15 protein-coding genes and 2 pseudogenes are annotated in these 16,995 nt (G+C 70.0%); 12 read left to right on the forward strand and 5 right to left on the reverse strand.

Translation table 11 applies throughout. The annotated features are described in order from the left end of the window. Positions 1-56: 56 nt before the first annotated feature. Positions 57-956 (reverse strand): dienelactone hydrolase family protein, encoded by a 900-nt coding sequence (locus tag MU852_RS10335; RefSeq protein WP_249749515.1) that lies wholly within the window; start codon positions 954-956, stop codon positions 57-59. Between the two features lie 76 nt (positions 957-1,032). Continuing rightward, the gene (locus MU852_RS10340; protein ID WP_249749516.1) at positions 1,033-1,449 is read right to left on the reverse strand and encodes a (deoxy)nucleoside triphosphate pyrophosphohydrolase; all 417 of its coding nucleotides are present in this window, start codon (positions 1,447-1,449) and stop codon (positions 1,033-1,035) included. Between the two features lie 82 nt (positions 1,450-1,531). Here MU852_RS10340 and MU852_RS10345 point away from each other — a divergent pair, with 82 nt between their 5' ends. After that, the gene (locus tag MU852_RS10345) at positions 1,532-2,401 is read left to right on the forward strand and encodes an ATP-grasp domain-containing protein (RefSeq protein ID WP_249749517.1); all 870 of its coding nucleotides are present in this window, start codon (positions 1,532-1,534) and stop codon (positions 2,399-2,401) included. On the opposite strand, the gene MU852_RS10350 is transcribed toward MU852_RS10345, so the two are convergent. Next, positions 2,398-3,669 (reverse strand): flavin monoamine oxidase family protein, encoded by a 1,272-nt coding sequence (locus MU852_RS10350; RefSeq protein WP_249749518.1) that lies wholly within the window; start codon positions 3,667-3,669, stop codon positions 2,398-2,400. The genes MU852_RS10345 and MU852_RS10350 overlap by 4 nt on opposite strands. A gap of 134 nt (positions 3,670-3,803) precedes the next feature. Here MU852_RS10350 and MU852_RS10355 point away from each other — a divergent pair, with 134 nt between their 5' ends. From MU852_RS10355 to MU852_RS10395, 9 genes and pseudogenes are all read left to right on the forward strand, one after another. Continuing rightward, positions 3,804-4,901, forward strand: a complete 1,098-nt coding sequence (locus tag MU852_RS10355) for an HlyD family secretion protein (RefSeq protein WP_249749519.1) — start codon at positions 3,804-3,806, stop codon at positions 4,899-4,901. Next, on the forward strand, positions 4,898-6,523 hold the full coding sequence (locus MU852_RS10360) for a DHA2 family efflux MFS transporter permease subunit (protein ID WP_430641135.1): 1,626 nt from the start codon (positions 4,898-4,900) through the stop codon (positions 6,521-6,523). Before MU852_RS10355 ends, MU852_RS10360 begins: the two co-directional genes overlap by 4 nt. Continuing rightward, on the forward strand, positions 6,523-6,951 hold the full coding sequence (locus MU852_RS10365; protein ID WP_249749520.1) for a TetR/AcrR family transcriptional regulator: 429 nt from the start codon (positions 6,523-6,525) through the stop codon (positions 6,949-6,951). The genes MU852_RS10360 and MU852_RS10365 overlap by 1 nt, the downstream gene beginning before the upstream one ends. Next, positions 6,948-7,124: a TetR/AcrR family transcriptional regulator C-terminal domain-containing protein gene (locus MU852_RS10370; RefSeq protein WP_249751923.1), complete on the forward strand. Its 177-nt coding sequence runs from the start codon at positions 6,948-6,950 to the stop codon at positions 7,122-7,124. Before MU852_RS10365 ends, MU852_RS10370 begins: the two co-directional genes overlap by 4 nt. Before the next feature lie 63 nt (positions 7,125-7,187). Continuing rightward, the gene (locus MU852_RS10375; RefSeq protein WP_249749521.1) at positions 7,188-7,949 is read left to right on the forward strand and encodes a creatininase family protein; all 762 of its coding nucleotides are present in this window, start codon (positions 7,188-7,190) and stop codon (positions 7,947-7,949) included. A 134-nt stretch (positions 7,950-8,083) separates the two neighbouring features. Next, a complete protein-coding gene (locus MU852_RS17430) occupies positions 8,084-8,401 on the forward strand; it encodes a phasin (protein WP_283843590.1) in 318 nt (105 codons plus the stop codon). A gap of 55 nt (positions 8,402-8,456) precedes the next feature. Then, positions 8,457-9,535: pseudogene (locus tag MU852_RS10385) on the forward strand (CobW family GTP-binding protein). An 87-nt stretch (positions 9,536-9,622) separates the two neighbouring features. Then, positions 9,623-11,500, forward strand: a complete 1,878-nt coding sequence (locus MU852_RS10390) for a M2 family metallopeptidase (protein WP_249749522.1) — start codon at positions 9,623-9,625, stop codon at positions 11,498-11,500. 95 nt (positions 11,501-11,595) lie between these two features. Continuing rightward, positions 11,596-13,575, forward strand: a complete 1,980-nt coding sequence (locus MU852_RS10395; protein WP_249749523.1) for a TadE/TadG family type IV pilus assembly protein — start codon at positions 11,596-11,598, stop codon at positions 13,573-13,575. Between the two features lie 22 nt (positions 13,576-13,597). Here the strand turns inward: MU852_RS10395 and MU852_RS10400 are convergent. Continuing rightward, a pseudogene (locus MU852_RS10400) lies at positions 13,598-14,507 on the reverse strand (isopenicillin N synthase family dioxygenase). 212 nt (positions 14,508-14,719) lie between these two features. Between MU852_RS10400 and MU852_RS10405 the strand changes: the two are divergent. Together MU852_RS10405 and MU852_RS10410 are read left to right on the forward strand one after the other, a co-directional pair. After that, complete coding sequence (locus MU852_RS10405) at positions 14,720-15,394, forward strand: YiaD family glycine zipper/OmpA-like lipoprotein (protein ID WP_249749524.1); 675 nt, start codon at positions 14,720-14,722, stop codon at positions 15,392-15,394. A gap of 127 nt (positions 15,395-15,521) precedes the next feature. After that, complete coding sequence (locus tag MU852_RS10410; protein ID WP_249749525.1) at positions 15,522-15,701, forward strand: hypothetical protein; 180 nt, start codon at positions 15,522-15,524, stop codon at positions 15,699-15,701. Between the two features lie 140 nt (positions 15,702-15,841). Here MU852_RS10410 and MU852_RS10415 read toward each other — a convergent pair whose 3' ends face one another. Then, positions 15,842-16,954: an OmpA family protein gene (locus tag MU852_RS10415; protein ID WP_249751924.1), complete on the reverse strand. Its 1,113-nt coding sequence runs from the start codon at positions 16,952-16,954 to the stop codon at positions 15,842-15,844. Between the last annotated feature and the right edge of the window lie 41 nt (positions 16,955-16,995).

The raw sequence follows: 16,995 nt of genomic DNA on the forward strand, positions 1-16,995 counted from the left end.
ATCGAAACGGCGAAGGGGCGGGACCGACGATTCCGCCCCTTTTGTTTCGCCCGGCCTCAGGCCTTGAGCTTGGCGGCGAACAGCGCGGTCAGGCGCGACCACCCGTCCTTGGCGTCCGCCTCGGCGTAGCTGGCGCGATAGTCGGCGTGAAAGCCGTGCGGGGCGTCGTCGTACACCACGATCTCGCTGCCCGTCTGGCCGGCGCGGGCCAGGGCCTGGCGCATCCGTTCGACGCTGGCCAGCGGTATGCCCTGGTCGCGGCCGCCGTAGAGGCCCAGCACCGGCGCCTTCAGGTCGGCGGCCAGGTCGACCGGCCACGGCTGGCCCGACGAGACCTGCTCCGGCGTCGCGTCGGCGGCGGGCGCCAGGCGGCCGTACCAGGCCACGCCCGCGTCGATGACGGCGAACCGCGCACAGGCCTGCCAGACGACCTTGCCGCCCCAGCAGAAGCCGGTGATCCCGACCTTGTCCGCATTGGCCCACAGCTGCTGGCTGGCCCAGTCCAGCGTCGCCGAGATGTCGCCCATCACCTGGTCGTAGCCGGCCGCCGAGACGATCTGCATGATCCGCTGCATGTCCGACAGGGGCGCCGGATCCTCGACCCGCACGAAGAAGGCGGGGGCGATGGCGGCGTAGCCCTGCTTGGCCAGGCGGCGGCAGACGTCGCGGATGTAGTCGTGCACGCCGAAGATCTCGGAGACCACGACCACGACCGGAAAGGGCCCGTCGCCCTCGGGCCGGGCGACATAGGCCGGCAGGTCGAAGCCGTCGGGCGCCGGATAGCTCACGGTCTCGGTCGTCAGGCCCGCGTCGTCGGTCGTGACCGGCTCGGCCTCCTTGGCCAGGGCGGCCACGGCGTAGCCCGAGAACATCAGCCCGCCCAGGGCGCCCACGGCGCGACGGCTCAGTTTCATGTCGTCGGGGGTCTGGCCTTCGGGTCGGATCAGGACGGTCATGGTCGGCTCCGGTCTTGGGGGAAGGGGCGACAGTGGTCCGGCCGCGCCGCCCCGTCCAGTCACGAAAGGGCGCGCCTTACAGCAGGTCGCGCAGCCAGGCGACCAGCGGATCGTCGGCGGGCGGCATCGGATAGTCGGCCAGCTTCTCGGGCCGCACCCAGGCCAGGGCCGAATGTTCGCGCGCCACGACCGTCCCCTCCCACCGACGACACAGATAGAGGGGCATCAGCAGGTGAAAGTCGTCATAGGCGTGGCTGGCGAAGACGAAGGGCGACAGGCACGAGGCGGACACCTCGATCCCCAGCTCCTCGCGCAGTTCCCGGATCAGCGCGGCTTCCGGCCGTTCGCCGGGCTCGACCTTGCCGCCGGGAAACTCCCACAGGCCGGCCAGTTGCTTGCCCTCGGGCCGCTTGGCGATCAGCACCCGCCCGTCCACGTCGATCAGGGCCACGGCGACCACCAGGACGGTGCGAAGGGACGGGTCGGCGGTCATGAAGGGTCTCCGGAGGCGGCCGCCTCTCCTTAAGCGCGACGACGACGCTCGGAAAGCGGCGCCGGCTTGGCTATGAGAGGCCATGACCCGCATCGCCGTCCTGACCCCCGATCCCGCCGACCCGTCCTACAGCGGCCAATGGCCGGGCGTGCTGGAGCGGCTGACCCGAGCGCTGACCCAGGCCGACGTCCAGGCCGAGCCGACCCCGTGGACCCAGCACGTGGAGGACGCCTCGGGCCTTGAGGCCTATCCGCTGATCCTGCCGGTTCTGGTCTGGGGCTACCACCGGGCGCACCCCCTTTGGCTGAGGGCCTGCGAGACCTGGCGCGCGGCCGATCTGCCGCTGGCCAATCCCGCCTCGGTGCTGGGCTGGAACTCGGACAAGCGATACCTGGCGCGGCTGGCCGAGCGCGGGGTTCCCCTGCCCGCGACCCGCTGGGTCGAGCGCGCCACCCCCGAGGTCGTGGCCGACGCCTTCGCCCGGACGGGCGCCGAACAGCTCGTGGTCAAGCCGACCGTCTCGGGCGGGGCGTGGAAGACGCTGCGTTTGTCGCCCGGCCAGGCGATGACCGACCCGCCGACCGGGGCGGCGATGATCCAGCCCTATCTGCCGTCCATCCAGACCGAGGGCGAGACCTCGCTGCTGTTCTTCGGCGGCCGGTTCAGCCACGCCGTCAACAAGCGGCCCGTCGGCGGCGACTTCCGCATCCAGGTTCAGTTCGGCGGCCAGTATGCGCCCGTCCAGCCGGACGCCGACGCCCTGGCGCTGGCCGACCGCGTCCTGGCCGCCATCGACGAGCCGCTGCTGTACGCGCGCGTCGACATGGCGCGCGACGGCGACGCGTGGAAGCTGATGGAGGCCGAGCTGATCGAGCCGGACTTCTACCTGGGCCACGACCCGGCCGCCGGCGCGGGCTTCGCCCGGGCGGTGCGCGAACGGCTGGACGCCTAGCGGTCCGGCGACGCCAGCGCCTTCAGGGCCGCTTCGGCCGCGCGCTGGCCCTCCATCCAGGCCCCGTGGGCGGTTCCGTAATAGGCCGGGGCCGTCGCCTCGCCGGCCAGGAACAGACGATCCTCGACCGCCTGGCGCAGCCGGGCGCGGTCGCCTGCCCGGCCCGGCAGGGCGTGCGAATAGGCCCCGCGCGAAAACGGATCGGCGCCCCAGCGGCTCACCGCGACCGCCTCCAGCCGCTTTCGCATGTCCGAACCCAGGGCCGCGACCAGTTCCGATAAGGCGAAGTCGAAGGCCGCGTCGGGACCTTCCGCTTCCAGCCCCCAGGCCAGGTCGGCGCCGAAATAGGCCTCGATCATCGGCCGGCCGAAGGGGCGCAGATGATAGCCCCCGGTCTGGGCGGTGTCGCTGCGGGTCCACAGCTGGCCGTCGGCGGGAAAGTCCTCGGCGCCCGCGACCGTCATGTGGACCTTGGAGGCCAGGCCCAGCGGCACGCCCGCAGCCGCGTCCAGCCAGGCGGCGACCGGCGGGTCGATGCGCACGGCCTCGGCGGCGATCAGGCTGTTGGGCACGGTCAGGATGGCGGCGTCCGCCGTCACGACGCCCCGCCCGGTCTCCAGCCGCAAGGTCGGGCCGGAACGATCGATGCGCCGCACCGGGCAGGCCGTGGCGATCCGTCCGGCGACGGGCCGCGCCAGTTCGGCGATCAGCCGGCCGTACCCCTGGCGCACCCGCCAGTTGACCCCCGTGTCGCCATAGGCGTCGTAGTCCAGCGTCGAGACCTGGGCGAAGCGTGCGCCGTTCAGGGCGCCGGAGATGGCGTCCATGCGCGCGTTCCAGCGGCTGTCGGGGTCGAACAGGTCGGCGGCGGGCCGGTCCTCGCCGCGGGTCGCCGCCTGATGGACGCGATCCTCGAAGGCGGCGAAGTCGGCGCGGAAATCCGCCTGCTCGGCCGGCGTCATCTCGTGGTTGAAGGCCTGGCGCTCCCACGGCGGCGGGGTCTTGTCCAGCGTCAGCCCCTCGGCCTCGACCTGCGCGGCCAGGACGTTGTCGTCGGCCGAGTGCAGCCAGCCGCATCCCATGTCCAGGCCCTCGCCGTGGAAGGGCTGGGTCCACGCCCGTCCGCCGATCCGCTCGCGGGCCTCCAGCACCAGAACGGACCGTCCGGCCCCGTCCAGCCGCCCGGCCGCCGCGATTCCGGCGGCGCCCGCGCCCACCACCGCGACGTCGACATGCGAGGGCAGGGAAGGGGCGTTCGAGACGGTCATGCGTGGCAGATAACACGCCGAAACGTCTCGTGTTCACGGCGCCGCACAATGATCTCTTGATTTTTGGACGGCCGCGTCCATTTTAGCCGCCGCTTCAAAAGGTCGCACCCTTCTTCCTCCCCCGGATCGCCCGCATGTCTCCTGAACTCCGCAAGCGCCTGCCGCTGTTCGTCGCCGCCGTGGTCGGCCTGCTGCTGATCGTCGGCGGCGTGGTCTGGTGGATCGACGGCCAGCGCTACGAGAAGACCGACAACGCCTTCGTCCAGGCCGACACCACTAATGTCGCGCCCCAGCTGTCGGGCCGCGTGGTCGAGGTGCTGGTCAGCGACAACCAGACCGTCCAGGCCGGCCAGCCCCTGGTCCGGCTGGACGACGCCGATCAGCGCGCCGAACTGGCCGAGGCCCAGGCGAACCTTCAGGCCGCGCTCGCCGCCGTCGGCAACGTCGACGCCCAGTCCGAGCAGGAACGGGCCGCCATCGACGCGCGCGCCGCCGCGGTGACCCAGGCCCGCGCCCAGGCCGACCTGGCCGACGCCGAGGTCGAACGCTACGGCAAGCTGGCCGCCCAGGGCTGGGTGTCCCAGCAACGCATCCAGACCCAGCAGGCCCAGGCCGAGACCGCCCGCGCCAGCGTCGCCCAGGCCCACGCCGCCTGGGTGGCCGAGCAGCGCGCGGTCGGCGTCCTGGGCTCGACCCGCGAACAGAGCGTCGCCGCCGTCGAACAGGCCCGCGCCCGCCTGGACCAGGCCAAGGTCGCCCTGGACCGCACCGTCATCCGCGCGCCGGTCGCCGGCGTGGTCGGCGCCCGCAGCGTGCGCGTGGGCCAGTACGTCAACGCCGGCGCCCAGCTGCTGTCGGTGGTGCCCATGCGCGACGCCTATGTCGTGGCCAACTTCAAGGAGACGCAGCTGGACAAGATGCGGATCGGCCAGGACGTGGAGATCACCGCCGACGCCTTCCCCGGCCGCAAGATCCACGGCCGCATCGCCAGCTTCGCCCCCGCCACCGGCTCCGAATTCGCCCTGATCCCGGTGGAGAACGCCACCGGCAACTTCACCAAGATCACCCAGCGCGTGCCCGTCCGCATCGCCGTGGCGCGCAACGACGGCGGGCTGGTCCTGCGCCCCGGCCTGTCGCTGGAAGTGCGCGTGGACCTCAAGAGCCAGGGCGGCCAGAGCTTCGCCGAAGCCTCCGGCGCGCAGACCGCCTCGACGGAGGCCGTGTCCCGGTGACGGCCGCCGAACCCGCCGCGCCCGGCTCCGGGTCGCCCCCGGCGGCCCGCCCGACCGGCGCGGGCCCGGTCGCGGGCCATCCCGAGATCAGCTGGACCATGCTGCTGCTCGGCTTCGCCGGCATGGTGGTGGGCCAGTTCATGGCCATTCTGGACATCCAGATCGTCGCCGCCTCCCTGCCGCAGATCCAGGCCGGGGTCGGCGCCTCGGCCGACGAGATCAGCTGGATCCAGACCGCCTATCTGATCCCCGAGGTGGTGATGATCCCGCTGTCGGGCTTCCTGTCGCGGCTGTGGGGAACGCAGCGTCTGTTCCTGGCTTCGTGCGCCGGCTTCGTGCTGATGAGCGTGGCGACCGGCCTGTCGAATTCGATCGACACCATGATCCTGTTCCGCGCCATCCAGGGCTTCGTCGGCGGGGCCATGATCCCCACCGTCTTCGCCGTGGCCTTCACCGCCTTTCCGCCCGAGCGGCGCGTGACGGCCAGCGTGGTCATGGGCCTGATCGTGACCCTTGCGCCGACCGTGGGCCCGACCCTGGGCGGCCACCTGACCGAGTGGCTGAGCTGGCGCTGGCTGTTCTTCATCAACGTCGGACCCGGCCTTCTGGTGATGTTCCTGGTCGGCCGCTACGGCGCCTTCGACCGGGGCGACGCATCGCTGGCCAAGGGCTTCGACTGGTGGGGGCTGGGGCTGATGGCCGCCTTCCTGATGTCGATGCAGTTCGTGCTGGAGGAGGGGGCCAAGAACGACTGGTTCGACGACACCCATATCCTGCTGCTGACGGTGGTGGCGGCGATCGCCGGGCCGTTCTTCATCTGGCGGTCGCTGAGCTATCGACAGCCGATCGTCGAGCTGCGCGCCTTCGCCAACCGCAACTTCCTGGTCGGCTTCGTCATGACCTTCATCGTCGGCTTCGCCCTGTTCGGCGGCACCTTCCTCTTGCCGCTGTTCCTGGGGCGGGTGCGGGAATATTCCTCGGCCGAGGTGGGCACGACCATGGTCGTCTCGGGCCTGGCCATGTTCGCCACGGGTCCGTTCGCCGGACGGCTGGTGCGGCTGCTGGACGCGCGGGTGTTGATGTTCTGCGGCTTCATGATGTGCGCCTGGGGCATGTGGGAGGCCCACACGGTCACCGAGGACTGGGGCTTCTGGCAGTTCGCCTCGGTCCAGGCCTTCCGCGGCGTCGGCGTCATGCTGGCCATGATCGCCTCCCAGCAGGTGACCATGTCCACCCTGCCGCCGCACATGGTCAAGAACGCCTCGGGCCTGGTGAACCTGGCGCGCAACGTCGGCGGCGCCTTCGGCCTGGCCATATTGAACACCAGCCTGACGACCAATACGGCCCTGCACATGGCCGAACTGACCAGTTCCATCGACCAGTCCAGCCAGGGCATGCGCCAGATGATGGCGGGCATGACCCAGCGCTTCGCCGAGTCCATCGACCCGGCCGGGGCGGCGATGAAGGCGCTGTACGGCATCCTGACCCGCCAGGCGACCACCCTGGCCTTCGGCGACGCCTTCGCCCTGCTGGGGATCATGTGCGCCGGCGCGGCCTTCATCACCCTGTTGTCGCGTCCGGTCCGCGCGCCCGCCGGCGCCCCGCCCTCGGACGCCCACTGATGGCCCGCCCCGTCGACGAGAAGAAGAGCGAGGCCATCCTGGACGCCGCGGCCGCCCTGTTCGCCGACAAGGGGCTGCAGGCCCGGATGGAGGAGATCGCCCAGCTGGCGGGGGTGTCCAAGCAGACCGTCTATAACCGCTTCGCCTCCAAGCTCGAGATCGCCGAGGCGCTGGCCAAGAAGCGGGTCGAGGACGTCACCGCGCCGTTGAAGGTCGACGGGCCGCCCGAGGCGGTGCTGGAGGCGCTGGCCTTCACCCTGCTGAACAGGGTGTGCGCCGCCGACAAGGTCGGCTCGATGCGCGGCGTCGCCCTGGTCTCGGTCGAGGCGCCCGAGATCGCGCGCGCCATCTACGCCGCCGGCCCGCGCCGCAGCCTGGAGGCGCGCTCTCGGCCTGGCTGGCGGAACAGACGCGTCAGGGCCGGCTGAACGTCCCCGATCCGGACGAGGCGGCCGAGATGTTGTTCTCGGGCCTGGTCCTGGGCCACGGCCACCTGCGCGCCATGCTGGACGTGCCGCAGCTGGCGCCCGAGCGCCGCGCCGCCCGCGCCCGGGAGGCCGCCCGCGTCTTCGCCGCCGCCTATGCGCCCCGTCGCGCCTGACGGTTTCGCCGCCGTCGCCGCCGCGCTACTGAGGACCCTGCTCCGTAGCCTGAAGGTCCGCCCATGCTGATCCATCTGTCGTCCTGGCCCGAGATCGACGCCCGCCTGAACGCCGGCCAGCCGCTGTCCAGGACGGTGGTGGTCCCGATCGGCTCCAACGAGCAGCACGGCCCGACCGGCCTGCTGGGCACCGACTGGCTGTGCCCGGAGATCATCGCCCACGCCGCCGAGCAGGCGGACGAGACGCTGACCGTCGCCCCGACTTTCAACATCGGCATGGCCCAGCATCACCTGGCCTTCGCCGGCACCATTTCCCTGCGGCCGTCCACCTTCATGGCGGCGATCACCGACTGGGTGTCGTCGCTGAGCCGCCACGGCTTCGAGCGGATCTATTTCCTGAACGGCCACGGCGGCAACGTCGCCACCATCGAGGCGACCTTCTCCGAGATCTACGCCGAATGGAGCTTCGTCGAGGAACAGCCGCCGTTCGTTCTGAAGCTGAGGAACTGGTGGGACCTTCCGGGCGTCCACGGCCTGTGCAGTTCGATCTTCCCGACCGGGCACGGATCGCACGCCACCCCGTCCGAGATCGCCGTGACCCAGGCGGCCTATCCCGACCGGATCAAGACGGCCGATTATTCGCCGAGAATCGCGCCGAACGGGCCGATCCGCGACGCCCTGGACTATCGCGCCCGCTTTCCGGACGGGCGCATCGGCTCCGACCCCGCCCAGGCCAGCCCGGAGAAGGGCCAGCGCATCATCGATGCGGCGGTCCCGGCCCTGCTGAAGGACGTCGCCGACTTCGCCGGGGAGGTCCGGCCCTGAGCCGGCGTCGCTCGCCCGCCCGGGTCCAGGCCGAACTCCTGGCCGCTTCGGCCCAGGTCATCGCCGCGCGCACGACCATCCTGGCCGACGGCCTGGCCGATCCGCTGTCCGCGGACCTGGCGGAAATCTCGCTGATGGGGGCCGAAAAGGCCGAAGCCCTGGCCGCCTCGGCCGGGGCGCTGGCCGGGCACGCCGGCGCGGCGGGCGGTCGATTGGCCGAGGCGGCCCTGGCCGAGGGCCGTCACGCCGCCCGCGCCGCCGCCGACGTCCTGGCCGCGGCCACGCCCGCCGAGGCCGCCCGGGCCCAGATGCGCTACGCCCTGGGCTGGTGGGGCCGCGCCGGGGCCCAGTGGCTGGCCCTGGGGGCGGACCTGGAACGCGCGCAGTCCGCCGCCGTCGCCCCCATCCACGCCGCCGCCACCGCCAACGCCCGGCGCCTGGGCAAGCGTTGAGCCCTTTCCTCCGCGCCTTCGGGCGCCTAGATGAGCCGGCTTGAAAGGCCCCCTCATGCAAAAGACCCCCGTCACCGTCCTGACCGGCTATCTCGGCGCCGGCAAGACGACGCTGCTGAACCGCATCCTCACCGAGGACCACGGCAAGCGCTACGCCGTCATCGTCAACGAGTTCGGCGAGATCGGCATCGACAACGACCTGGTGGTCGGCGCCGACGAGGACGTGTTCGAGATGAACAACGGCTGCGTCTGCTGCACCGTGCGCGGCGACCTGATCCGCGTGGTCTCAGGGCTGATGAAGCGCCAGCGCCCTGGCAAGCCGGCCTTCGACGCCATCATCGTCGAGACCACGGGTCTCGCCGATCCCGGCCCGGTGGCCCAGACCTTCTTCGTCGACGAGGACGTCAAGGCCAAGACCCAGCTGGACAGCGTCACCGCCCTGGTCGACGCCAAGCACGTCATGGCCCGGCTGGATGATTCCAAGGAGGCGCGCGAGCAGGTCGCCTTCGCCGACCGCATCATCCTGAACAAGGTCGACCTGGCTTCGGCCGAGGACCTGGACGCCGTCGAGGCCCGCCTGCGCGCCCTGAACCCGCTGGCCCCCATCGTGCGGGCCGAACGGTCCAACGTGCCGCTGGACCAGGTGCTGGGCGTGCACGCCTTCGACCTGGACCGCATCCTGGAGGTCAAGCCGGACTGGGTGAATCCGCCCCACGGCGCCGACGGCCACGTCCACGACGAACACTGCGGCCACGACCACGATCACCACGACCACGATCACGCCCACCACAATCACGGTCATGACCACGCTCACGGCCCGCGCGGTCACGCTCATCAGGACGACGTCAAGGGCGTCGCCCTGTCGCTGGACCGGCCGATCGACGGCCAGAAGTTCACCGCCTGGCTGGACCGGCTGCTGGGCGAGCAGGGCCAGAACATCCTGCGCGCCAAGGGCATCATCGACGTGAAGGGCGAGGACCGTCGCCTGGTGTTCCAGGCCGTGCACATGATCCTGGAGGCGACCTTCAGCGTGAATGGGGCGCCGCCGAGCGCCGCTGGAGCCGAGCCGTCTTCATCGGCCGCGATCTGGACGAGGCCGAGCTGCGCCGCGGCTTCGAGGCCTGCGCGGCCTGATCGGACCATCGGCGGTCGGGTCGCACCGTCGCGCTTGACGCGGCGATCACGGTCGCTTCTCCTGCGCGCGCTGTTCAGGAGAATCCCATGAAGCGTCAGTTGATGGCCGCCGCCGCGGTCTGCGCCCTCGCCTTCGGCGCCGGGTGCGCGACCACCGAGACCGCCGCCGAGGCCCCCGTCGAGGCTCCCGTCGAGACCGCCGCCGCCTCCGCCCTGCCGGACTATCCGATCACGGCCGACGGGGCGACGCGCTTCATCGCCGACGCCGAGGCCAAATACGCCGAGGTCAGCGAATACGTCGCCCGCATCCAGTGGGCGCGCGCCACCAACATCACCTTCGACACCATGTGGCTGGAGGCCAAGGCCAACGCCGAGGCGACCGAGCTGCAGGTCCAGTTCGCCAACCAGGCGGCCAGGTTCAACGACGTCGAGGTCGATCCGGTGGTGCGGCGCAAGCTGAACCTGCTGCGCCTGGGGCTGGTCCTGCCGGCGCCGAACCGGCCCGGCGCGGCCGAGGAGCTGGCGCAGCTGACCACGCGGCTGGATTCCACCTATTCGACCGGCAAGTTCGACTTCAAGGGTCGTCAGATCACCCTGGACGAGGCCTCCCTGATCCTGGCCGACAGCCGCGATCCGGCCGAGACCAAGGCGCTGTACGAGGGCTGGCGCACCGTCTCGCCGGTGATGAAGGCCGACTACGCCCGCATGGTCGAGATCGCCAACGAGGGCGCGCGCGAGCTGGGCTTCGCCGACACGGGCGCCCTGTGGCGTTCGGGCTACGACATGCCCGCCGACGACTTCGCCGCCGAGACCGACCGGCTGTGGGACCAGGTCAAGCCGTTCTACGAGAACCTGCACTGCTACGTCCGGGCGCGGCTGAACGCCAAATACGGCGACGCGGTCCAGCCGGACCACGGGCCGATCCGCGCCGACCTGCTGGGCAACATGTGGTCCCAGCAGTGGGGCAACATCTACGACGTGGTGGCGCCGACGACCGGCGGGGCGTCCAGCTACGACCTGACCGAACTGCTGAAGGCGGCCGACTACGACCCCGTGAAGATGGTCAAGACGGGCGAGGGCTTCTACACCTCGCTGGGCCTGGAAGCCCTGCCGCAGACCTTCTGGGAGCGGTCGATGATCACCCGGCCGCGCGACCGCGAGGTCGTCTGCCACGCCTCGGCCTGGGACCTGGACAACGCCGACGACATCCGCATCAAGATGTGCACCAACGTCAACGGCGACGACTTCTACACCGTGCACCACGAGCTGGGGCACAACTACTATCAGCGCGCCTACAAGAACCAGCCGATGCTGTTCCGCAACGGCGCCAACGACGGCTTCCACGAGGCCATCGGCGACTTCGTCGGCCTGTCGGCCCTGACGCCGACCTATCTGAACCAGATCGGCCTGCTGCAGACCACGCCGGGCGCCGAGGAAGACATTCCCTTCCTCCTGAAGATGGCGCTGGACAAGATCGCCTTCCTGCCGTTCGGCCTGATGGTGGATCGCTGGCGCTGGGACGTCTTTTCGGGCGCGACCACGCCGGACCAGTACAACGCCGCCTGGAGCGCGGACATGCTGAAGTATCAGGGGCTGGTCCCGCCGGGGCCGCGCCCGGCCGACGCCTTCGACCCCGGCGCCAAGTACCACGTGCCCGGAAACACCCCCTACACCCGCTACTTCCTGGCCCACATCTATCAGTTCCAGTTCCACCGCGCGGCCTGCAAGCAGGCGGGTTGGACCGGGCCGCTGCACCGCTGTTCGATCTATGGAAACACCGAGGTCGGCCAGCGCTTCAACGCCATGCTGGAGATGGGCCAGTCGCGGCCCTGGCCCGAGGCGATGCAGGCCTTCACCGGCGAGACGACCAACGACGCCTCGGCGGTCGCCGACTATTTCGCGCCTCTGAACGCTTGGCTGACCCAGCAGAACCGCGGCCATCAGTGCGGCTGGTCCGATACCTAACGGCGATTAACCGTCACGGTTGGGCCTTCCCTTAACCGCGCGGCGCCAGACTGTCGTCATGCCGGGCGGATCGCGCCCGACGGGGATCGACGATCTTGACGGTTCTGAACGCGCTTTCCGGGGCTCTGGCCCGCCTGTCGTCCGTGGCCGCCCGGCTGCGCGGCGACCGGCGGGGCAATGTCGCCATCCTGTTCGCCCTGGCCCTGCCGACGCTGGTCATGGTGGTGCTGGGCGGCATCGACATCCAGCGGGTGACGACGGTGCGCGCCAACCTTCAGGACGCCCTGGACGCCGCCACCCTGGCGGCGGCGCGCTCGCCCTATGTCGAGGACGAAGACCTGACCGAGGTCGGGCTGAACGTGCTCAAGGCCAATATGCAGGGCTTTCCGGGCGTCACGATCGACGACTCGGCCATTCAGTTCAAGCTGGAGAACGGCGAGATCGTGGTGGCCAACGCCACGGTCGATGTGAAGACCCTGGTCGCCAACATCGTCCTGCCGCCCTATGGCAAGATCCTGGACGACACCCTGCCGGTCGGCGCCCACTCCGAGGTCAACCGCTCGACCAAGGACGTGGAGGTGGCCCTGGTGCTCGACATCACCGGCTCGATGTCCGGATCGCGCATCCGCGACCTCAAGACGGCCGCCAACGACCTGGTCGACATCGTGGTCCAGGACGAGGCCCGCCAGGCCGTGACGCGCACCCGGATCGCCCTGGTGCCGTATTCGATGGGCGTGAACGCCGGCGACTACGCCGCCGCCGTGCGCGGCGAGATCCGCGGCCGGACCAACATCGACGCGGCGGACTGGGGCACGGGATCGACGAAATCGGTCAGCGGCGTGACCAAGGGCTCCCAGACCACGGTCAAGGCCAACGGCCACGGCTTTCAGAACAACGACTACGTCTGGCTGACGGGCGTCTCCAGTTCCGGCAGCGGCTCCAGCTTGGCTTCGCGCCTCAACAACAAGGCCTACCGGGTCCAGCGCGTCGACGCCAACAACGTGCGGCTGCAGACGTGGAACGGGTCTTCGTGGGTCGAATACAGCACCTCGGGATACACCAACTATTCGTCGGGCGGCACGCTGCGGAAATGCCTGGTCTCGACCTGCGAAGTGGTGGCGACCTCTCCAAACCACGGCCTGCAGACGGGCGAGGATATCCGCATCGACGACGTGCGCGGTCTGACGGTCCTGAACAGCGACGACCGTTCGGCCACACGGCTGGACAAGGACACCTTCGTCGTCAACGGCCTGCTGCCCAACACCGTGGGCTCCCAGACCTACAGCAGCGCCAGCACCGACTACGTCCAGTGCCTGGAGCTGGGCTGCCAGTTCTACAAATTCTCCAACTACTACGGCTCGACGCGCATCCAAGAGGTCTCCGACTGCGTCAGCGAGCGCATCGGGACGGGCATGTACACCGAAGCCGCCCCCGGCTCGGCGCCCGTCGGCCTGGCCTATCCGTCGTCGGACAACCGCTGCCTGGGCTCCACCATCCTGCCGCTCACCTACAAGAAGGACGAGCTGAAGTCCCAGATCAACGGCTACTCGGCCGTGGGATCGACCGCCGGCCAGATCGGGGTCGAATGGGGCTGGTACATGATCTCGCCCGTGTTCGGCGCCATCTTCCCCAGCGACAACCGGCCCGATCCCTATGATGCGCAGAAGCGGCTGAAGGTCGTGATCCTGATGACGGACGGGGAGTTCAACACCCCCTACTGCAACGGCGTGGTGGCCGGCGCCGTGTCGGGCAGCGGCGACGTCAACCAACACATCGGCTGTTCGCAGTACACGGGGGCCAACCTGCAGAACCAGCCCGTCGGCCAGTACAGCAATCCGTTCGCCCGCTCGGTGGAGATGTGCAAGCAGATGAAGGCGGCGGGCGTGATCGTCTATACCGTCGGCTTCGACATCAACACCGGCACCGGCGGCGCCGGCGTGGACACCGCCAAGGAGGTGATGCAGCAGTGCGCCACCAACAGCGACCACGTCTATCTGCCCGAGAACGGCGCCTCGCTGAAATCGGCGTTCGGCGCCATCGGCCGCAGCATCAGCCAGCTGCGCATCACCCGCTGAGGTCGCGCCTCCGCCCGCTCGGTCAGAGCAGGCGGATCTCGCGCAGGCGTTCGGTCAGATAGTCCTCGGCCAGGATGGTCTTGCCCGCATAGCGGTCGGGATTGTCCGGCGTGATCGCGCTGGGCAGGGTCTCGATCGGGAAGTCGGGGTTGAAGTGCAGGAAGAAGGGCGTCGAATAGCGCGCGAAGCCGCGCCGTTCGGGCGCCGGATTGACCACCCGGTGCGTCGTCGACGGCAGGACGTGGTTGGTCAGCCGCTGCAGCATGTCGCCGATGTTCACCACCAGGGCCCCGGGAGGCGGGGCGATGTCCAGCCAGCTGCCGTCCTTCTCCTTCAGCTGCGGCCGGCCTCCTCGGCCCCCAGCAGCAGGGTGATGACGTTGATGTCCTCGTGCGCGCCGGCGCGCACGCCCGGCGCGTCGGCCGGAACCGGCGGATAATGCAGCATCCGCAGCACGCTGTTGCCCAGTTCGACCTTGTCGTCGAAATAGCCGTCGTCCAGCTTCAGATACCGCGCGATGGCCCGCAGGATCTTGCGGCCCAGGGCGTCCAGGTCTTCGAACATGCCATACAGGTGCTGGCGAAAGCCCTCGATCTCGGTCGGCCAGACGTTGTCGCGCATATACTGGCGATAGGGGTGGCCTTCGGGCAGTTCGCGGCCGACGTGCCAGAATTCCTTGAGGTCGACCGTCGCGGCGCCCTTGGCCGCCTCCACGCCAAAGGGCGTCAGGCCGCGCGCGCCGCCCGTGCCCGGCTGGTGGTAGCGGCGCTTGACGTCTTCCGGCAGGGCGAAAAAGGCCTTGGCGTCGTCGAGGGCGGCGGTGATCCGCGCCTCGTCCAGCCATGGTCGGCGACGACCGCGAAGCCGTAGCGGGCGAACGAGGCGCCCAGCTGGTCGCTGAAGGCCTGGAAGTCGGTGTCATACAGACCCATCGACACGGGTTGGACGCCCCGGGGGGCGGTGTCGGAATGGGCGGTGGGGGTCGGGCTCACGGCGGCGTCCTCGGTGTCAGAAGCGGGGGCGTTCATAGCCCTATTCCGCGACCATGTCAGTTCGGCGGCGCGTTCAGGAACGGTACAGCTTGGAACCTGCACCATAAGCGCACGTTTTCGCGCCAGACCGCATACAAGGAAGGACATCATCCATGCGCGCCAAGATCATCGTCGCCGGCGTTTCCATCGCCGCCCTGCTGGGCGCCGCCGCCTGCACCACGACCGACCCCTATCGCTCGGGGCCGGTGCGCAACAACACCGGCACCGGCGCCATCGCCGGGGCGCTGGGCGGCGCCGTCCTGGGCTATCTGACGAACACCTCGAACGGCGAACAAGGCCGCAAGAACGCCCTGATCGGCGCCGGCATCGGCGCCCTGGGCGGCGCGGCCGTCGGCCAGTACATGGATCGTCAGCAACGCGCCATGGAGGCCGAGCTGTCGGGCAGCGGCGTCGGCGTCGCGCGCCAGGGCGACAATCTGGTGCTGCGCATGCCGTCGGACGTCACCTTCGCCACCAACCAGTCGTCGATCGATCCCCGCTTCCTGCCCGTGCTGGATGACGTGGCCCGCGTGCTGCAGGAGTACGACCGTTCGACCATCGACATCATCGGCCACACCGATTCGTCGGGCGGCGACGCCATCAACCAGCCGCTGTCCGAACGCCGCGCCAGCAGCGTCGCGTCCGAACTGGTCCGTCGCGGCGTCCTGGCCGAACGCCTCTATGTCGCCGGCAACAGCTCGCGCAACCCGGTCGCCTCCAATGCGACGCCGGAAGGCAAGGCGCAGAACCGTCGCGTCGAAATCCTGATCCGCCCGTTCACGGGCTGATCCATCTGGAACGCCGGATCGGAGGGCGGCGCCGCGCGGCGCCGCCCTTTTTCGTGCGCGCTCCTGCGGCGGCGCTTGCCGGGATTCGGCGAACGTGGTCCTCTGGCCGGGTAGGGGAGCCATCCGCGTGGACGCTGAGGACGAAGGCCTGTTCGAGGGGTTGAAGCTGGCGGCGGTCGCCGTGGCCTGCGCCCTCTTGACCGCCGCGGCGGTCATCGGCGCGGGCCAGACGATCCTGTCGCGCCAGCCTTCCGCCTCGCACGACGGCGCGGCGCCGTCGTCAATGCTGGTGCGCGCCAGCCGCTAGGCGGCGCCCCTCCTCAGACCGCACTCCGCCAAAGAAAAACCGCCGCCCCCGAAAGGAGGCGGCGGTTCAATCGTCACATCGACCACTTCGTTTTCCGCCGGGTCGCGGTTCCTTTCGGGACCGCGACCCGTGATGCGGTTTTAGAAGTTGATGTCGATGGTGGCGCGACGGTTGAGCGGCTCACGCACGCCGTCGGCCGTGGCCTTGGCCAGCTGGGTCTCGCCCTTGCCGTCCAGGGCGATCACGCCGCCGTTGACGCCTTGAGCCACGAGGGCGTCGGCGACGGTGCGGGCGCGTCGGTTGGACAGGCCGATGTTATAGGCGGCCGAGCCGGAGGTGTCGGCGTGGCCGACGACCAGGACGCGGGTCGGACGGCCCGACTTGGCGTAGTTGGCGGCCTGGGTGACGACGGAGCGGGCTTCGGCGGTGAGGTCGGAGCGATCCCAGTCGAAATAGACCACGAACTGACGCGCCTGCGGGGTCGCCGGAGGCGGCGGCGGGGGCGGCGGCGGCGGGGGAGGCGGCGGCGGGGGCGGAGGCGGCGGCGGCGGGGGAGGCGGAGCCTCTTCGGCGCCGAAGCTGTAGCGCAGGCCCAGGGTCACGGTGTGCGACTGGTCGTAGTCGCCGTCGAACACTCCGTAATCCGTGCCGGACGAGAACGACTTGAACTCCGCGTCGCCCGTCAGATAGCGGTAGGTCAGGTCGACGTTGGCGCGGTCGCTGATAGCCCACGCCAGACCGGCGATGGCTTGCGCGGCGAAGTTCATGTTGCTGTCGTCGATCGACAACTGCTCTCCGGTCCCGGCCAGGATGCCGCGAGCTTGGGTGTCGACGTAGTTCACGCCAGCGCCCAGGCCCACAAACGGACGGATGCCCCAGTCGGACGAGCCGATGTCGTAGATGACATTGAACATGGCGGTCGTCGCGGCGATGTCGCCGGACGCGTCGTAGGACGCCAGGCCGCCCGTGGCCGGGCTGCTGTCGGTCAGCTCCGTCTTGCGGTAACCGCCTTCCAGTTCGACGCGCCAGTTCGGGTTGAACCGGTAGCCCAGGCGAGCAAAAGCCGCCCAGCCATCGTCCGTTTCCAACTTGATGTTGTCGGCGGTGGTGGCCGATTCGATGTTGACGTCGTCCAGAGTGGTCCAGCCGGCGTCGATAGCGCCGTACCAACCGTTCGGCTCAGCCGAAGCAGCGCCGGCGGACAGCGCCAGGGCGGCGGCCGCTGCGCTGGAGGCCAAAACCAAAGTCTTCATACGCATAAGGGGAAGCCCTCCGCTTTTCAGGATTGTGCGGC

Source organism: Brevundimonas albigilva (assembly GCF_023503965.1).
GTDB lineage: Bacteria > Pseudomonadota > Alphaproteobacteria > Caulobacterales > Caulobacteraceae > Brevundimonas > Brevundimonas albigilva.